The following is a 15,563-nucleotide window of genomic DNA, read 5'->3' as shown; positions in this document are numbered from 1 at the left end:
ACTCCCCCACCGCTGCAGTGTTCAGTACCGCTGTGCGGCCTGCGGGTTCGCGGCCAGTTCGGCTTCCACCTCGGCGTGGAACTTCTTCTCCACTATGAAGGACAGGAACGGCACCACGCCGCCCAGTGCAAGGAGGATCAGCTTCATGAAAGGCCACCGCATCAGCGCCCACAGGCGGAAGTTGGAGATCAGGTACACCACGTACATCCAGCCGTGCACGATCAGCACGGCGACGGAAAGGTTAACCCCGCCCTCCACACCCTTGGGCTCGGCGTCGGCAAAGCCGAAACCGAACGGCTGCCCGGTCACGGCGTTTGTCCCGCCCGCGAACAGGTACTGGCCAAAAGCGTAGCGTGCAATGAGTTCGGCGCAGAGCAGCAGCAGCATGCCGCCGGTCATGTATGCCAGCACCTTGTAGAACTTCAGGGCGGAACGGATCTGCCGCTCGGTACCGCCGAAGCGGCGCTTCTTGCCCTTGCCCTGCGCAGAATCCTGCTGGACGGCCGGTTTCGGTTCGATCATGGCTTTACCTTTTGTTGGAGCTGTTCAGAAGTTGCCGGGGTGGGCAGTGCGGGCGGAGCATCCTGGTCGTCGTCGTGTTCCTCTTCGAGGTCCCGCCGGTAGTCGTCCTTGACCAGCCGCCACCAGATAAACAGGGCGAAGCCGGCGAAAACCACCCATTCGAGCGAGTAGAACAGATTGAGCCAGTTGACCTGCTGCGCGGGCGGCTGGGGGCCGATTTCCAGGGGTTTCAGGGCACCATCAACCGCCGCGGCGGACAGGTCGGACCCGGCCGCCAGTTCGGAAGCTGCGGCCACGAATCCCGGGTACATGCTGACGTCCCAGTAGTTGATGAGTTCAGCAACAGACACGGCGGAGGCGCGTCCGGGATCCGGTGCGGTGGACGGCAGCGGCGATTCTGACGGCAGCAGCCGTCCGGTCAGGTTCACCACGCCCGACGGCGGTGCGCCGGCGTCGTCGGGATCCGCCACCCAGCCGCGGGCTACCGGAATCCACGTCTGGGGGGACGCTGCGGTACCGGTGAGCGTGGGCGCCCCGGAGACGGCGAAGGCGGAAACCACCCAGTAGCCGTTCTCGCCATTCTTCAGGCGCCCCGGCACCAGGACCTGTTTGGCGGGGTCGTAGGTTCCGTCGGCGGAGACCATCTGGTCTGACACTGAACCGGGGAAGAAGACCCCGGGCTCAAGGGTTTCCGTGAGTGCCCTGACGTCTTCGGTGGCGGGATTCACCGCAGCTTCGGGCTGCGTGGACCGCCCGAACTGCCACTGGCTGAGCAGGACAAACACCCCGGAGACCACGATCGCGAAGACCAGGCCTGCGATCCATCGGGGCTTAAGGGCTGTTTTCCACACGTGTTAACCGTACTTCGTTCTTCTGTAGAACAACTAAACGACCAGGTACGTCCCGGCCTTGGAGTGGCCAGCAGGGTCCCTACGCGGCGACGGAGTCGACCCGAAAGGGCCTGCCCCACTCAGTGGTCGAAGAACACCAGGCTGGAGTTGATGAGCTCGGCGATGACTTCGGCATCGTAGGCCCGCCGCAGCGACTCCCGGAAGGACTCCTTGGACAGGGAGCGGGCCAGGGTGGCCAGGACTTCCAGGTGATCGGAAAACGAGCTTGCAGGGGTGGCGATCAGCAGGATGACGGTGGCCGGACCGTCGGCGGCACCGAAGTCCAGTGAGTGGCCGTACTTGGTGATTCCCACGGCGATGGAGGTCCGCGAGACGAATTCGCTGCGGGCGTGCGGGAGGCCGATCCCGCCCGGCAGGCCGGTGGCGAGCTGGTGTTCGCGGGCGTTGACGTGTTCCAGGAACCGCGGCAGGTCAGTGACCCGCCCGGAGGCGAAGAGGCGTTCCGCGAGTTGCGCCGCGGCGTCCGACTTGTCCGTTGCCTCCAACTCCAGAATCACCAATTCGGAGGTGGTGAGATCGGCATCGTACCGGTCAAGTGGTTCCGCCAAGGCGTGTCCCTTCGGTCAGGAGAATTGCTGGTGTGCGGTGCCGCCTCAGCGCAAAGGGACGATGTCCTCCACGCCCAGCCGTGCGGCGTCGGCGGATTCGTCATCCGGCTGCTGCTGGCTCAGCCGTTCAGCTTCAACGCGTGCTATGTAGTGCTTTATTTCGCTTTCGCGCTGTGCATCGCTCCAGCCAAGGACTTCGCCCATAAGTTTAGCGACAACCGGCACCGCCGACACGCCACGGTCCCAGGCTTCGATGGAGATGCGCGTCCGCCGGGTCAGGACGTCATGGACATGCCGGGCGCCCTCGTGGGTTGCGGCGTAGACGGCTTCGGCCTGCAGGTAGTCGTCAGCACCGGGCAACGGCTCCGCCAATTCAGGATTCCGGGCGATGATGTCCAGCACCTCCGGAGTCATGGACCCGTAACGGTTGAGCAGGTGCTCTACCCGGGCCACGTGCACGCCGGACTCTTCAGCGGTCCGGCTCCGGCGGTTCCAGGCCGCCTTGAAGCCACTGGCGCCCAGCAGCGGAATGGTTTCGGTGCAGCTCGCCGGGACCCGCTCATCCATGGTGCGGGTGGCCTCGTCCACGGCGTCCTTGGCCATAACCCGGTAGGTGGTCCATTTGCCGCCTGCCACCACCACCAGGCCCGGTACGGGGTGGGCCACGATGTGTTCACGGGACAGTTTCGCCGTGGAATCGTTCTCCCCTGCCAGGAGCGGGCGCAGTCCGGCGTAGACGCCTTCAACGTCCTCCCTGGTCAGCGGGCGTTTCAGGACCCGGTTGACGTGCTCGAGGATGTAGTCGATGTCCTTGCTGGAGGCCGCCGGGTGGGCCTTGTCGAGGTTCCAGTCGGTGTCCGTGGTGCCGATGATCCAGTGCCGGCCCCACGGAATAACGAACAGCACGGACTTTTCGGTGCGGAGAATCAGCCCCACCGTGGACTGGAACCGGTCGCGGGGCACTACGAGGTGGATGCCCTTGGACGCCCGGACCTTCAGCTGCCCGCGGTCGGTGACCATGGCCTGGGTTTCATCGGTCCACACCCCGGTGGCGTTGATGACCTGTTTGGCTTTGATGTTGAATTGCGAACCGTCTTCGTGGTTGACCACTTTGGCACCCACCACGCGTTCACCTTCACGCAGGAAATCCACCACCGCCATCTGGTTCACCGCATGCGCGCCGTAGTGCACTCCCGTGCGGACGAGGTTTGCCACGTACTTGGCGTCATCCACCTGGCCGTCGTAATAGCGGATGGAGCCCACAAAGGCGTCTTTTTTCAGGCTGGGGGCGGCCCTGAGGGTGCCCCGCCTGGTGAGGTGTTTGTGGAACGGAACGCCGCGGCTGTGCCCGCCGGTAATGGACATGGCGTCGTAGAGGGCGATCCCGGCGCCCACATAGGGCCGCTCCAGAAACGGTTTGGTCAGCGGATACAGGAACGGCACAGGCCGGGCCAAGTGCGGGGCCAGGACCGAAAGAATCAGGCCACGTTCGTGCAGCGCTTCCTTAACAAGCCCAAAATCCAGCATCTCCAGGTAGCGCAGGCCGCCGTGGATCAGCTTGGATGACCGTGACGACGTGCCGGCCGCCCAGTCGCTGGCCTCCACGATCCCCACACTGAGGCCGCGGGTCACGGCATCCAGCGCCGCGCCGGCGCCTACGATGCCGCCGCCGACGATCAGGATGTCCAGTTCGTTGCCGGGTTCCGAGGTGGCCCTGAGCCTGGCAATCGATGCTTCCCTGGCCGCCGGACCAAGGACCCCGCCTTCGTTTGGAACAGTGTTCACTGAACGCCTCCCTTGCCGCTGCTGCCGGTAGTAAAACCACACTACTTCCTTGCCGCACAGTTGGGCAGGGCGGGTTCAGCGGGAGGCATCCCGTCAGGGGCCGCCGGCCCCTGTCAGTAAGAGACTGTCAGTTGCCCGTGTACGGAGAAACTACGACGTCGACGCGCTGGAATTCCTTCAGGTCCGAGTAGCCGGTGGTCGCCATCGAACGGCGGAGTGCGCCGATCAGGTTGGATGTGCCGTTGGTGTGGTGGCCGGGCCCGAAGAGCACCTCTTCGAGCGGTCCGACGGTGCCGACGTTGGCGCGGTCTCCGCGGGGCAGTTCGAGGTGGTGGGCCTCCTGGCCCCAGTGCCAGCCCTTGCCGGGTGCCTCTTCGGCCCGGGCGAGTGCGCTGCCCAGCATCACGGCGTCGGCGCCCATGGCAATTGCCTTGACGATGTCACCCGAGGTGCCCATGCCGCCGTCGGCGATTACATGGACGTACCGTCCGCCGGATTCATCCATGTAGTCACGGCGGGCGGCCGCGACGTCGGAGATGGCGGAGGCCATGGGCGAGTGGATGCCTAGGGCGCGCCGCGTGGTGGCCGTGGCGCCGCCGCCGAAGCCGACCAGGACGCCGGCCGCACCAGTGCGCATCAGGTGCAGTGCGGGCGTGTAGCCTGCCGCGCCGCCCACAATCACGGGGACGTCCAGTTCGTAGATGAACTGCTTGAGGTTCAGTGGTTCGTGGTCTTTCGAGACGTGCTCGGCTGACACAGTGGTCCCGCGGATCACAAAGATGTCGACGCCGGCAGCCACCACGGTCTTGTAGTGCTCCTGGGTGCGTTGCGGGGTCAGTGAGCCGGCCACCGTCACGCCGGCGGCACGGATCTCCGCCAGGCGGGATGTGATCAGTTCCGGCTGGATGGGAGCGCGGTAGAGCTCCTGCATACGGCCGGTCACGGCGGGGCTGTTGACCTCATCCTGGAGGGCGCCGATCTCGTCAAGGATGGGCTGCGGGTCCTCGTAGCGGGTCCAGAGGCCCTCAAGGTCCAGCACGCCGAGCCCGCCCAGCCGGCCCAAGGCGATGGCCGTCTCCGGGGACATGGCCGAATCCATTGGGGCTGCAATCACGGGCATGTCGAACTTGTAGGCATCGATCTGCCAGGAGACCGACACGTCCTTGGGGTCGCGGGTACGACGGTTAGGGACAATCGCAATGTCATCCAGGGAGTAGGCACGACGCCCACGCTTGCCACGGCCAATCTCGATCTCGTAAGTCACGTGACCACTTTACTTGACCACGCGGGATGCGGTGGGGCGCCTCCTCTTGGGTTCATCCTGAAACTGATAGTCCACACTTTATTGACATGTTTTGTCAACCATTTACAAGTTTTGAAAATACCTTTATGTTTACTCTCGGTTACCACCTGATCCACCACGTGACCACCCTCACTCCCCTTCATACGGGCCACACCTGTGCCCGTTCCGAGAAAGAAGCCCCTATGGGACGTTCATCAATCAGGCGCCACCGCATCGTGGCCCTGTCGCTCGCCGCAGCAGTCGGCACCCTGGCCTTCGCCAGTTCGCCGGTCTTCGCCACCCCCGAAGACGGTGACGGCACTGCGGTGCACGACGTGGCCGCCGGAGAGGCCTACACGAAGTTCATCGTCGAATTCAAGGAGACCACCGCGAACGCCACCCCGAACGGCCGCGCCAACGCCTGGGGCAAAGCAGCCAGGTCACAGGGCGTGAAGGTGCAGGAACTACGCACCCTGGCCACCGGCGGAACGCTGATCGAGGCGGACAGGGCTCTGTCCGGGCAGGCTGCCGAAGACTTCATGGCCGAGATTGCGGCGTCCGGATCGGTCGACTACGTGGAACCTGACGCCCGCATGACGGTGGCTCTCACGCCCAACGACCCACGCTATGGCGAGCAGTGGGATTTCACTGGCACCAACGGCATGCGGGTTCCGGGGGCTTGGGACGTTGCGACCGGCACCGGCGTGACGGTGGCCGTGATCGACACCGGAATCACGGCCCATCCGGACCTCGACGCGAATGTGATGCCGGGCTACGACTTCGTCTCCGACGCCACCGCAGCGCGTGACGGCAACGGACGCGACGCGAATGCGCAGGACCAGGGCGACTGGTACGCCGCCGGCGAGTGCGGCCAGGCGACGGCCGGCAACAGCTCCTGGCACGGCACGCACGTCGCCGGTACCGTTGCAGCCGTGACCGGCAATGCCACCGGTGTGGCGGGCGTCGCACCCAACGCCAAAGTGGTGCCGGTGCGCGTCCTGGCCAAATGCGGCGGGTCACTGTCCGACATTGCCGATGCGATTATCTGGTCAGCCGGCGGGGCCGTTCCGGGCATCCCGGCCAACGCCAATCCCGCCACGGTCATCAACATGAGCCTGGGCGGGTCCGGTGCCTGCGGCAGCACGTACCAGGCAGCCATCAACTCCGCAGTTTCGCGGGGGGCCACCGTGGTGGTGGCGGCCGGCAACAGCAACCAGGATGCTTCCGGATTCCGCCCGGCCAACTGCAGCAGCGTTGTGAGCGTGGCCGCCAGCAACCCGAGCGGCAGCCTCTCTTACTACTCCAACTTCGGCTCCACGGTTGACCTGACCGCACCCGGCGGCGACGTCCGTGTAGCGGGCGGCGGAATCCTCTCCACCATCAACACCGGTACCTCCACACCGGGCTCCGCCGGCTACGCCAGCTACCAGGGAACGTCCATGGCAGCTCCGCACGTGGCCGGGCTGGCCGCACTCATGAAGTCCAAATCGTCCACGCTTACCCCGGCCCAGGTGGAGTCCACGCTCAAGCAGGGAACCCGGGCAATGCCGGGCGGCTGCACCACGGGCTGCGGCACAGGACTCTCGGACGCCACCAAGACCATGGGCCTGCTGGGCGGGGCCACTCCCCCGCCGTCCGGCAACCTGCTGCTGAACCCGGGCTTCGAATCGGGCGCAGCCTCCTGGACCTCTGACCACGCCGACACGTTCGAGACCGGAACGAATGCCAGGACCGGTTCCGGCTTCGCCGGCCTCAACGGCTGGGGCCAGACAACGTCCTACATGCTCGACCAGGCGTTTGCAGTCCCGTCCACGGTGGCCACCGCGTCGCTGTCCTTCTACCTGAAAGTGCAGTCGGACGAGACCACATCCAGCGCGGCCTATGACACCCTGAAGGTTCAGGCGGTCAGCAACGGTGTGACCACCACGCTGGCCACTTACTCCAATCTCAATGAGTCCGCCGGCTATCTGCAGAAGCAGCTGGACCTCTCCGCCTACAAGGGCAAGAGCGTGACGCTGCGCTTCCTGGGTGTTGAGGACTCGTCGCTGGGGACGTACTTCTACCTCGACGACACAGCGGTGACCACCTCTTAACCTCGGGGCCGCACGAATCCGGGACCGCCGGCCACGCTTTGCAGCGCGGCCGGCGGTTCCTGCGTGGAGTGGGTCACACTACGCCCTGCCGTCGTCAGACGCCCTCGGACTCCTCCACCGTCAGCTGGGATTCGAACATCCTGAAGTAGCGGCCCCGCAGCGCCACCAGTTCCTTATGGGTGCCCTGTTCCACAATCCGCCCGTCCTCGAGCATGTAGACAATGTCGGCCTTCTCAATGGTGGCAAGCCGGTGGCTGATGGCAATGATGGTGCTGCTGCGGTCCGCGAAAAGCCGGGTGAAGATCCGGTGTTCGGCCAGTGCGTCGATAGCGGACGTCGGCTCGTCCATGACCATGAAGGCGGCGTTGCGGTAGAAATTCCGGGCCATCGCGAGCCGCTGCCACTGGCCGCCGGAGAGCCCGCTCCCCTTCCGGCCGCGCGGATCTTCCATCCAGTTGCTGACGTAGTTGTCCAGGCCGTTGGGCAGCTTGTTGATGAACTCCAACGCTTCGGCGTCGCTGGCTGCCTGGCGGATCCGTTCGTCGTCACGGGGCGGGTCCACGTCGCCAAAGCGGATGTTGTCGGCAGCGGTGGCGAATTCGTACTTCAGGAATTCCTGGCTCAGGACGGCCAGGTGGCGGTGCCAGGACTTAACGTCGACGGCGGCGAGGTCGACGCCGTCGAGCATTACCTGCCCGGAATCCGGGCGGTAGAGGCCGGCGAGGATCCGGATCAGTGTGGACTTCCCCGCCCCGTTCTCACCTACGACGGCGATGTGCTGGCCTTCGCGGATGGTCATGCTGATGCCGCGGATCACCTCGGTGTCGCCGCCCGTGTAGGTGAAGCGGATGTCCCGCAGTTCCACTGTTTTGGGTGCCTGGAGCAGCGGCGGTGAATGGTCCGAATGCACCGGCATTGCCATGAACAGCTCGTAGTCCTTGAGGTTGGCGAGATCCTCGTCGATCGAGCTGAGGGAGGACACCAGGCTGTTGGCTGTGGACAGTGCGCGGCTGACGATCTGCTGGACATAGAGGAACTGGCCAACGGGCTGGGCGCGGGCGATGATCTGGCCCACCACCCAGATCAGGGAGATCACCTCGGCGCCGTACTGCAGGGCGTCGGCGGCGAGCTGCTTGGGGATGTAGCGCTTCTGGAAGTCCAGGCGGCGCCGCTCATCAGCATCGCGCAGCCTGGAACGGAAGTCCATCAGGTAGCCCACGATCCCGTAGAGCCGCATTTCGGCGATGTGCTGGGGGCGGAGCAGGTTGGTTTCGATCATCCGGCGTTGCCGGCGGGAGTCCACCTGGGTGTTCCAGTGGGCGATCTGTTCGCGCGAGAGCTTGAACTGCAGGTAGACGCTGGGCACAATCGCCACCAGGACAATCACGGCGATCCACCAGCTGACCAGCATCAGGGCCCCCACGGCCAGGATCACGGAGACCAACTGGGTGAAGATGGCCGCGATCCTGTCCAGCACGCGGGCATAGGAATCGGAAAACCGTTTGGCCCGGTCGTAGAGGTCCACGGTTTGCTTATCGTCATAGCGCCAGAACTCCAGCGCCAGGAAGCGCTCGTACATCTGGTCGCCCACGATGGCGCCCACCTTGAAGCTCATAAGCTGCTGGATATAGCGGTCCACGCTGCTGAAGCCGCCCCAGAAGAGCCCCAGGGCAGCCGTGATGATGACGTACACAATGGCCTGTTGGCCTGCTGCGGAATCACCGGAGTAAGCGGCCGCCAGCGCCGTGGTGGTCAGCGCTGCGAAGTACGTGGTCACCAAAGGCAGCGTCGCCGAAATGAGCGAACCGACTACTTTCATTACGACGGCGGCTGGCGAGGCCCGGAAGCTGACCCGCAGCACCTGCGCCACGGCCCGGGCGTAGGGCCTCAGGGCCAACCGCCGCTGAGGGTCCTTTTTTGGGTTCAGTTCGGCGGGATGGCGTGGTTGGGACATGGCTTCAGCCTAGTTCCGCCCGGAGGTCGAGCCTGTCGAGATCGGGGTCAGCGCGAACCGTAGTTCGGGGCCTCAACGGTCATCTGGATGTCGTGCGGGTGCGATTCCTTGAGGCCGGCCGGGGTGATGCGGACGAACCTGCCGCGGACCTTGAGCTCCGGGATAGTGGGCGCACCGGTGTAGAACATGGTCTGGCGGAGGCCGCCCACCAGCTGGTACGCCACCGAGGCGAGCGGGCCGCGGTAGGCGACGCGGCCTTCGATGCCCTCGGGGATGAGCTTGTCATCACCGGAGACATCCGCCTGGAAGTAACGGTCCTTTGAGTAGGAGGTGTTCTTGCCGCGGGACTGCATGGCGCCCAGCGAGCCCATGCCGCGGTAGCTCTTGAACTGCTTGCCGTTCACGAAGATGAGCTCGCCCGGGGACTCGTCGCAACCGGCGAGGAGGGAACCCAGCATGACGGTGTCGGCGCCGGCAACCAGCGCCTTGCCGATGTCGCCCGAGTACTGCAGGCCGCCGTCGGCGATCAACGGAACGCCGGCCGGGATGGCGGCCTTGGCGGACTCGTAAATGGCGGTGATCTGCGGGACGCCCACGCCGGCCACCACGCGCGTGGTGCAGATGGAGCCGGGGCCCACGCCCACCTTGATGCCGTCGGCACCGGCGTCGATCAAGGCCTGGGCACCTTCGCGGGTGGCAGCCTGGCCGCCGATGATGTCCACGTGCGCTGCTACGGGATCGGACTTCAGGCGGCGGATCATGTCCAGCACACCCTGGGAGTGGCCGTTGGCCGTGTCAACGAACAGGGCGTCGACTCCGGCGTCGACCAGTGCCATGGCGCGTTCCCAGCCGTCACCGAAGAAGCCGATGGCGGCACCGACGCGGAGCCGGCCCTCATCGTCCTTGGTGGCCAGCGGGTATTGCTCGGCCTTGGTGAAGTCCTTGGTGGTGATGAGGCCCTTGAGCCGGCCCTGCTCGTCAACGAGCGGAAGCTTTTCGATCTTGTTCGTGGCCAGCTTGTGGGAGGCTTCCTCACGGCTGATGCCTACGTGCCCGGTGATCAGCGGCATCTTGGTCATCACGTCGCTGACCAGCCGCAGCGGGAAGTCGGCTTCTGGCACAAAGCGGGTGTCGCGGTTGGTGACAATACCGAGGAGCCGCATGCCCTCGTCCACCACGGGGAGGCCGGATACCCGGTACTGCGAGCAGATCTCATCCAGTTCCGCCAGCGTGGCCTCGGGGCCGATGGTCAGCGGGTTGGTGATCATCCCGGATTCGCTGCGCTTCACGCGGTCCACCTGGTCGGCCTGGTCCTGGATGGACAGGTTGCGGTGGATGACGCCCAGGCCGCCCTGGCGTGCCATGGCAATCGCCATCCGGGATTCGGTGACCGTGTCCATGGCGGCGGACAGCAGCGGTGTGTGAACGGTGATCCGCTTGGAAATCCGCGAAGACGTGTCAGCCTCAGACGGGATGACGTCCGTGTGGCCCGGGAGGAGCAGGACGTCGTCGTAGGTCAGGCCGATGAAGCCGAAAGGATTGTGCTCGGGCTGGGTCATGAGTGCGCCTCTTACCTTGGTTACGGGTTCACGGGTAGGGGTTGCAGCTAATGACCAGCCCGTCATTACGGGACTGGTCCGTGCAGGGCCTTAGTACATTCGGGTGCCTCATGCGCGGTCACCGCGCAGAAAGCTTTGAGTAAATATTAGAACCTCCACGCCGATCCCCCTATTCCGGGAGCACATTGTGAGCAACGGCACCCAATAACCGGAAGCCGCGTGTCAGTTCCAGCCCGTCGCCGCCAGCAGCCGCTCCTCAAACATGGGAATCATGCTTTCCACATACGTCCGGCTCAGGTGGTTGTCGTCCTTGTACACGTAGACGTTGCCTACCACGGCCGGGCAGATGCCGCCGGCGCAGATGAAGTCGCTCAGGTCCATCAGGTGCAGCCCGTCCACCTTCCGGCGGTAACTCTCCAGCGGTGACGGCTCCACCAGGGATTCGTTCAGCGGCGGGTTGCACGCCGGGGCGTCCGCCCTGTGGCGCTGGACGCACTCGGGCATGTTGATGGTGAAGCGCGGGTTGTCCCGGATGCCGACGATCTCGATGCCGGCATCCGCGATGGGCTGGATGCCTTCGAGGTAGGCCGGCACGTCGGTCTCGAACGGGGCTTCCTCATGGGTCAGAGTGGCCACGGTGAAGACGGCATCCGGCCGGTGCTCCAGCACGTACGCTGCGCTGGCCCGGTTGTAGGCGTTGCATTCGGCAGTCCGGGTCTCGGATTCGGCCCCGAAACGGCAGGCCGGCATCAGCAGGGTGACCAGCTCCCAGCCGCGGGCTTCCGCGATGGGTGCCAAGGCGGCCAGATACTGCTGGGCATGGGAATCGCCCAGCACAACGATCCGTTTGGTGGGTTCGCCTTCGGGGAGCGCCTGCCGGCAGCCTTCAAGGACAGGGTCCCCGGTGGCATTCGCTCCTGTACAGGCCTGGTGGATTCCGGCCCAGTCGTTGTCCAGGGCGGTGGGACCAGGAATGATCCTGCCCTCCGGTGCCGGTGCTCCGGCGTTACCCGGGGTCAGCAGGGCCGCTCCCGGCGCCAGCTCGCGGGGCTGGGCGGCGGTGGCGGCTTCCTCCGCGGTGAGGCTCGTCTGCAAGACCGCCACGGGTCCGGCCAGCAGGGCGCAGCAGGCAACCACGACGACGGCGGTGCGCCAGGTGCGCACCTGCGGCCAGCGCCATTCCCGGAGGGGTTTTTCCACAAAGCGGGTGGTGAGGACGGCCAGGACCACCGACGCGGCGATGATCGCGGCGCCCTGGATGAGGGTGGGTGCCTCAACGCCGGTAGCGGCCAGCGCCAGCACCAGGACGGGCCAGTGCCACAAATAGAGGGCGTAGGAGTTGTCCCCCAGGGAAACCAGCGGCTTCCAGCCCAGGAGGCGGTCCACACCAAACCGGCTCCCGCTCTGCCCGGCCACAATGATCGCCGCGGCAGCCAGCGTGGGCCACAGTGCCAGGAATCCGGGGAACGCCCGGTCCACGGTCAGGAGCAGACCACAGGAGACCATGGCCGCCAGGCCGGCCCAGCCGAGTACCACACGCAGGAGTTTCCCGGGCTTCAGGTGCGGCAGGGCAAGGGCCAGCAGCGAGCCCAGCGCGAACTCCCAGAGCCGCGTCCGGGTGTCGAAGTAGGCGTAGGCCTGGTTTGTGGCCGTCTGGTCAATCGAGAACGCGAGCGAGGCAACGAGGATGCCGGCGAACGCGGCTGCCACCACGGCGCGGTAGCTGGCGTTGAACCGGTGCCGGAGGAGCCGCCACACAACAGCGGAAGCGGCGAAGACGAGAGGCCACAGGATAAAGACCTGTCCTTGGATGGACAGGGACCAGAAGTGCTGCAGGGGGCTCGCCCCGGCATGCTGCTGGGCGTAGTAATCCACGGCGGTATCCGCCAGCAGCCAGTTCTGCCGGTACAGCAGCGCCGCCCAGGCCTGGTCCAGGATGACGGGCCAGCGGCCTTGCGGGAGGACCAGCCAGGTGCCTGCCAAGACCCCGAGGATCACCACGACGGCGGCCGGCAGCAGCCGCTTGAAGAGGTGCAGCCAGTGCCGGAGGAGATTGAGGGAGGTGCCGGCCTCCACCTTCCGGACGAAGGACAGCGTCAGCAGGAAGGCCGAGATCAGGAGGAAGATATCCACCCCGCCGGACACCCGGCCAAGCCACACATGGTAGGTCACCACCATCAGGACGGCGAGCGCGCGGAGGCCTTGGACTTCGGGACGGAAGGTCGGTTTCCGGGCAGGCTTCCGCTCGCCGGTCTTTGCGTCCAGCGCAGTGCGCGGAGCAGCCTCGGCTGGTGCACTGGACACAGAGGGCCTCTCCAAGCGGGTAAGCAAAGCATCAAGCCTACGGAGCCGCACGGCCGATGGCCAATCAACGGCCGCCTTCGAGCCCCGTCGGAGCGCGCCACAAACTATGCTGTCCACAGGCCGGCGAAGGGATACCAAGTGATTGTCCAGCTGCGGATTTGTGTGCCCAGTGAACTGTCGGCAGTGACGCTGGACGCTTGCAAGGAGCACACGGGAACCGCCGAGGTAGCGCTCTTTACGGGAGCATCCGTTTCGCCGCGGGGCGATGTCATCGACGTCCAGGTTGCCCGGGAAGCGGTGGAGGAACTGCTTGAGAAACTCCACGTCCTGAAGGCGCAGGAGGTGGGATCCATTGCCATCTCCATGCCGGAACTCGTCCTGTCCCGGCGCGCGGACAAAGCGGAGGCGTCTGCCCCCGGAGACGGCGCAGACGCCTTGATCTGGGACGAGGTCACCCGCCAGACGGGCGAGGACTCCCGGCTCACGTGGAGCTACCTTGCCTTCCTGATACTGGCCACGCAGCTCGCCGCCATCGGCATCGTGACGAATTCCACCATTGCCATCGTGGGGGCAATGGCCGTGGGGCCGGAGTTCGGCCCCCTGGCGGCGCTGGCAGTGGCCTTGGCCCGGCGCCAGTGGGCCCTCGGCCGGAGTGCTGCCCTGGCGCTTGGCGTGGGGTTCCCGGTGGCCATGCTGCTGGCGGCCTTGACCACGTGGGTCTCCGCGGCACTGGGCCTCTTCGCGGACAACACACTGGACACAGGGTCTGCGGTGGAGTTCATTTACCATCCGGGACCCTATTCTCTGATCGTGGCCGTTCTGGCCGGCACGGCGGGCATGCTGTCCGTCATCAGCCGGCGGTCGGCGGCACTCATCGGTGTCTTCATCTCCGTGACCACAGTTCCCGCTGCCGGGTTTGTGGCCGTGGCACTCGTGCTGGGCGAGTTCGAGAAAGCAATGGGGTCGGCCCTGCAGCTGGCGCTCAACTTGATGGGCATCGTGGCGGCGGCAGTTCTGGTGCTGGTCTTCTACCGGCTGGTTTCCCGGCGCTTGCCCGAAGCCGCCGCCCGGCGCCTCAGATGGCAGCTGACGCGGCCTCGCGGGTGACCGGAACCGGGATCCTGCCGGCCAGGTACCGGGCATCACGGCTGGCACCCGGAAGGGTTGCCGACGCCGCCGCGTACATGAATTCCTGGCCCAGGAAGAACAGTCCAGGGGTATCAAGTGCCACGCCGCGCCGCTGCCTGGGCAGCGCCCCGCCGTCGAGCATTACCGGATCCATCCAGCCGAAGTCATCCCGGAACCCGGTGCACCAGATCACGTTTGAAACTTCCAGCCGGGTCCCGTCCGCGAGGACCGGCAGCCCGTTCTCCACCCCGGCGATCCGCGGCACAAGCCGTACGCCTGCGGCGGCCAGGTCCTTGGACTTCGTCCTGATCAGAGGCGCCGCGTGCGCTTTGAAGGACGGTGCCGCTTTGCGGCCGATCGGGTTGCTGAGAGTAAGGACGCGGAGTCCTACAAACCGCACCACCGGCAGGAAGTACCGGGCCGCCGTGCGTCCGTGCTTGACCGGAATCTCACCGCCGGGCTTGCCGGCCACGATGGTGGGATGCGTCCGGGACACTTCAAGGCCAATCTCCGCTCCCGAGTTCCCCAGCCCTACTACCAGGACGGGGCCTTCCTGCAATTGCCCCAGGTTGCGGTATTCACTGGAATGGAACTGGACGACGGCGGCGTTCAGTTCCGCCGCGAAGTCCGGTGTCTTCGGCGCTTGGCTGCAGCCGGTGGCCACCACCACGTTGTGCGCCTCCCAGCGCCGGCCGTTGGAAGCGGCGACGAACCGGTTCCCGTCCCGCCACAGGTGTTCGATCCGCACACCGTTGAGGACGGGCAGGTCGAACCTTGCGGCGTAGCCCTCAAGGTATCCGGCAACGTCATCCTTGCTGGGGAAGGACAGCGGGTCCGCCGGGAACGGCATTCCCGGCAGTCCGTCGTATTTTGCGGGCGTAAAGACCCGCAGCGAATCCCACCGCTGGCGCCAGGCGTCGCCGGTTCTTGGATGTGCGTCCAGGATGAGGAACGTCCGGTTTTGCTCTTTCAGGTAGTGGCCTAGGGCTATGCCTGCCTGCCCGCCACCGATGATCAGGGTGTCCAGCGTGCCGGTCACGCCGTTGTTGGTCATGACTGCTCTCCTTTGATATCCGAAGGGATGGTGATGGCTGAACCTTCCGTGGGCTGGCTACCCGGACCACCCTGGCCGCCGTCCCGGTACCGGAGCCACCATGCAAGCATCAGCGCGGATGCCAGGAGGTAGGCCAGGTGCAGGGCCCAGATGGGTCCGGCCGGGAGGTTGAAGACGTAGACGGAGTGGACGGCGTTGGCAACATTGGTCAGCAACAGGTTCCCGAGGCTGTAGGAAGCCAGGTCCTTGGTGCGGGCCGCCTTGACCAGCATCGGCAGCATTCCGGCGGCGAACAGCACCGTCGAAAGTATGCCGGCAAGGACTGGAAGGTTCATGCTTTGAGGCTATGGCCGCGCAGCTGCTGGCCGCGTCGGCCGAATCATGCAACTTCAGTCACGGCGCGGCTGGGTATTTCTATGTAGT

12 protein-coding genes are annotated in these 15,563 nt (G+C 65.6%); 2 read left to right on the top strand and 10 right to left on the bottom strand.

Annotated features, from left to right (window positions below):
* Window positions 1-21 precede the first annotated feature (21 nt).
* The 5 genes from MUN23_RS15990 to MUN23_RS15970 all read right to left on the bottom strand — a co-directional run bounded on the left by MUN23_RS15990 (window position 22) and on the right by MUN23_RS15970 (window position 5,030).
* Complete coding sequence (locus tag MUN23_RS15990; RefSeq protein WP_248759680.1) at window positions 22-522, bottom strand: DUF3817 domain-containing protein; 501 nt, start codon at window positions 520-522, stop codon at window positions 22-24.
* Window positions 519-1,373: an SURF1 family protein gene (locus MUN23_RS15985; RefSeq protein ID WP_248759679.1), complete on the bottom strand. Its 855-nt coding sequence runs from the start codon at window positions 1,371-1,373 to the stop codon at window positions 519-521. Before MUN23_RS15985 ends, MUN23_RS15990 begins: the two co-directional genes overlap by 4 nt.
* Window positions 1,374-1,492: 119 nt before the next feature.
* A complete protein-coding gene (locus MUN23_RS15980) occupies window positions 1,493-1,981 on the bottom strand; it encodes a PTS sugar transporter subunit IIA (protein ID WP_058931803.1) in 489 nt (162 codons plus the stop codon).
* A 45-nt stretch (window positions 1,982-2,026) separates the two neighbouring features.
* Window positions 2,027-3,766 (bottom strand): glycerol-3-phosphate dehydrogenase/oxidase, encoded by a 1,740-nt coding sequence (locus MUN23_RS15975; protein WP_248759678.1) that lies wholly within the window; start codon window positions 3,764-3,766, stop codon window positions 2,027-2,029.
* Window positions 3,767-3,893: 127 nt separating this feature from the next.
* Window positions 3,894-5,030, bottom strand: a complete 1,137-nt coding sequence (locus tag MUN23_RS15970; RefSeq protein WP_248759677.1) for a GuaB3 family IMP dehydrogenase-related protein — start codon at window positions 5,028-5,030, stop codon at window positions 3,894-3,896.
* Window positions 5,031-5,155: 125 nt separating this feature from the next.
* On the opposite strand from MUN23_RS15970, the gene MUN23_RS15965 reads away from it, so the two are divergent.
* A complete protein-coding gene (locus tag MUN23_RS15965; protein ID WP_248759676.1) occupies window positions 5,156-7,141 on the top strand; it encodes a S8 family peptidase in 1,986 nt (661 codons plus the stop codon).
* 94 nt (window positions 7,142-7,235) lie between these two features.
* On the opposite strand, the gene MUN23_RS15960 is transcribed toward MUN23_RS15965, so the two are convergent.
* The 3 genes from MUN23_RS15960 to MUN23_RS15950 all read right to left on the bottom strand — a co-directional run bounded on the left by MUN23_RS15960 (window position 7,236) and on the right by MUN23_RS15950 (window position 12,919).
* Window positions 7,236-9,095: an ABC transporter ATP-binding protein gene (locus MUN23_RS15960; protein ID WP_248759675.1), complete on the bottom strand. Its 1,860-nt coding sequence runs from the start codon at window positions 9,093-9,095 to the stop codon at window positions 7,236-7,238.
* A gap of 47 nt (window positions 9,096-9,142) precedes the next feature.
* A complete protein-coding gene (gene guaB, locus MUN23_RS15955) occupies window positions 9,143-10,654 on the bottom strand; it encodes an IMP dehydrogenase (protein WP_058931799.1) in 1,512 nt (503 codons plus the stop codon).
* A gap of 222 nt (window positions 10,655-10,876) precedes the next feature.
* A complete protein-coding gene (locus MUN23_RS15950) occupies window positions 10,877-12,919 on the bottom strand; it encodes an acyltransferase family protein (RefSeq protein ID WP_248764108.1) in 2,043 nt (680 codons plus the stop codon).
* Between the two features lie 177 nt (window positions 12,920-13,096).
* Here MUN23_RS15950 and MUN23_RS15945 point away from each other — a divergent pair, with 177 nt between their 5' ends.
* Window positions 13,097-14,065 carry a DUF389 domain-containing protein gene (locus tag MUN23_RS15945; protein WP_248759674.1) on the top strand — a complete coding sequence of 323 codons (969 nt, stop codon included), beginning with the start codon at window positions 13,097-13,099 and terminating at the stop codon, window positions 14,063-14,065.
* On the opposite strand, the gene MUN23_RS15940 is transcribed toward MUN23_RS15945, so the two are convergent.
* Together MUN23_RS15940 and MUN23_RS15935 are read right to left on the bottom strand one after the other, a co-directional pair.
* Complete coding sequence (locus MUN23_RS15940; RefSeq protein WP_248759672.1) at window positions 14,034-15,140, bottom strand: NAD(P)/FAD-dependent oxidoreductase; 1,107 nt, start codon at window positions 15,138-15,140, stop codon at window positions 14,034-14,036. The genes MUN23_RS15945 and MUN23_RS15940 overlap by 32 nt on opposite strands.
* Window positions 15,137-15,475, bottom strand: a complete 339-nt coding sequence (locus MUN23_RS15935; RefSeq protein WP_248759670.1) for a hypothetical protein — start codon at window positions 15,473-15,475, stop codon at window positions 15,137-15,139. The genes MUN23_RS15940 and MUN23_RS15935 overlap by 4 nt, the downstream gene beginning before the upstream one ends.
* Window positions 15,476-15,563 lie beyond the last annotated feature (88 nt).

This window comes from Pseudarthrobacter sp. SSS035 (assembly GCF_023273875.1).
Taxonomy (GTDB): domain Bacteria; phylum Actinomycetota; class Actinomycetes; order Actinomycetales; family Micrococcaceae; genus Arthrobacter.
This window is presented reverse-complemented; position numbering and strand designations above follow the sequence as displayed.

What these genes read in the sequence shown, in the direction of transcription:
- MUN23_RS15960 (WP_248759675.1), bottom strand. Translation starts at nt 9,095, where the DNA reads ATGTCCCAACCACGCCATCCCGCCGAACTGAACCCAAAAAAGGACCCT.
- MUN23_RS15940 (WP_248759672.1), bottom strand. Translation starts at nt 15,140, where the DNA reads ATGACCAACAACGGCGTGACCGGCACGCTGGACACCCTGATCATCGGT.
- MUN23_RS15935 (WP_248759670.1), bottom strand. Translation starts at nt 15,475, where the DNA reads ATGAACCTTCCAGTCCTTGCCGGCATACTTTCGACGGTGCTGTTCGCC.
- MUN23_RS15990 (WP_248759680.1), bottom strand. Translation starts at nt 522, where the DNA reads ATGATCGAACCGAAACCGGCCGTCCAGCAGGATTCTGCGCAGGGCAAG.
- MUN23_RS15965 (WP_248759676.1), top strand. Translation starts at nt 5,156, where the DNA reads ATGTTTACTCTCGGTTACCACCTGATCCACCACGTGACCACCCTCACT.
- guaB (WP_058931799.1), bottom strand. Translation starts at nt 10,654, where the DNA reads ATGACCCAGCCCGAGCACAATCCTTTCGGCTTCATCGGCCTGACCTAC.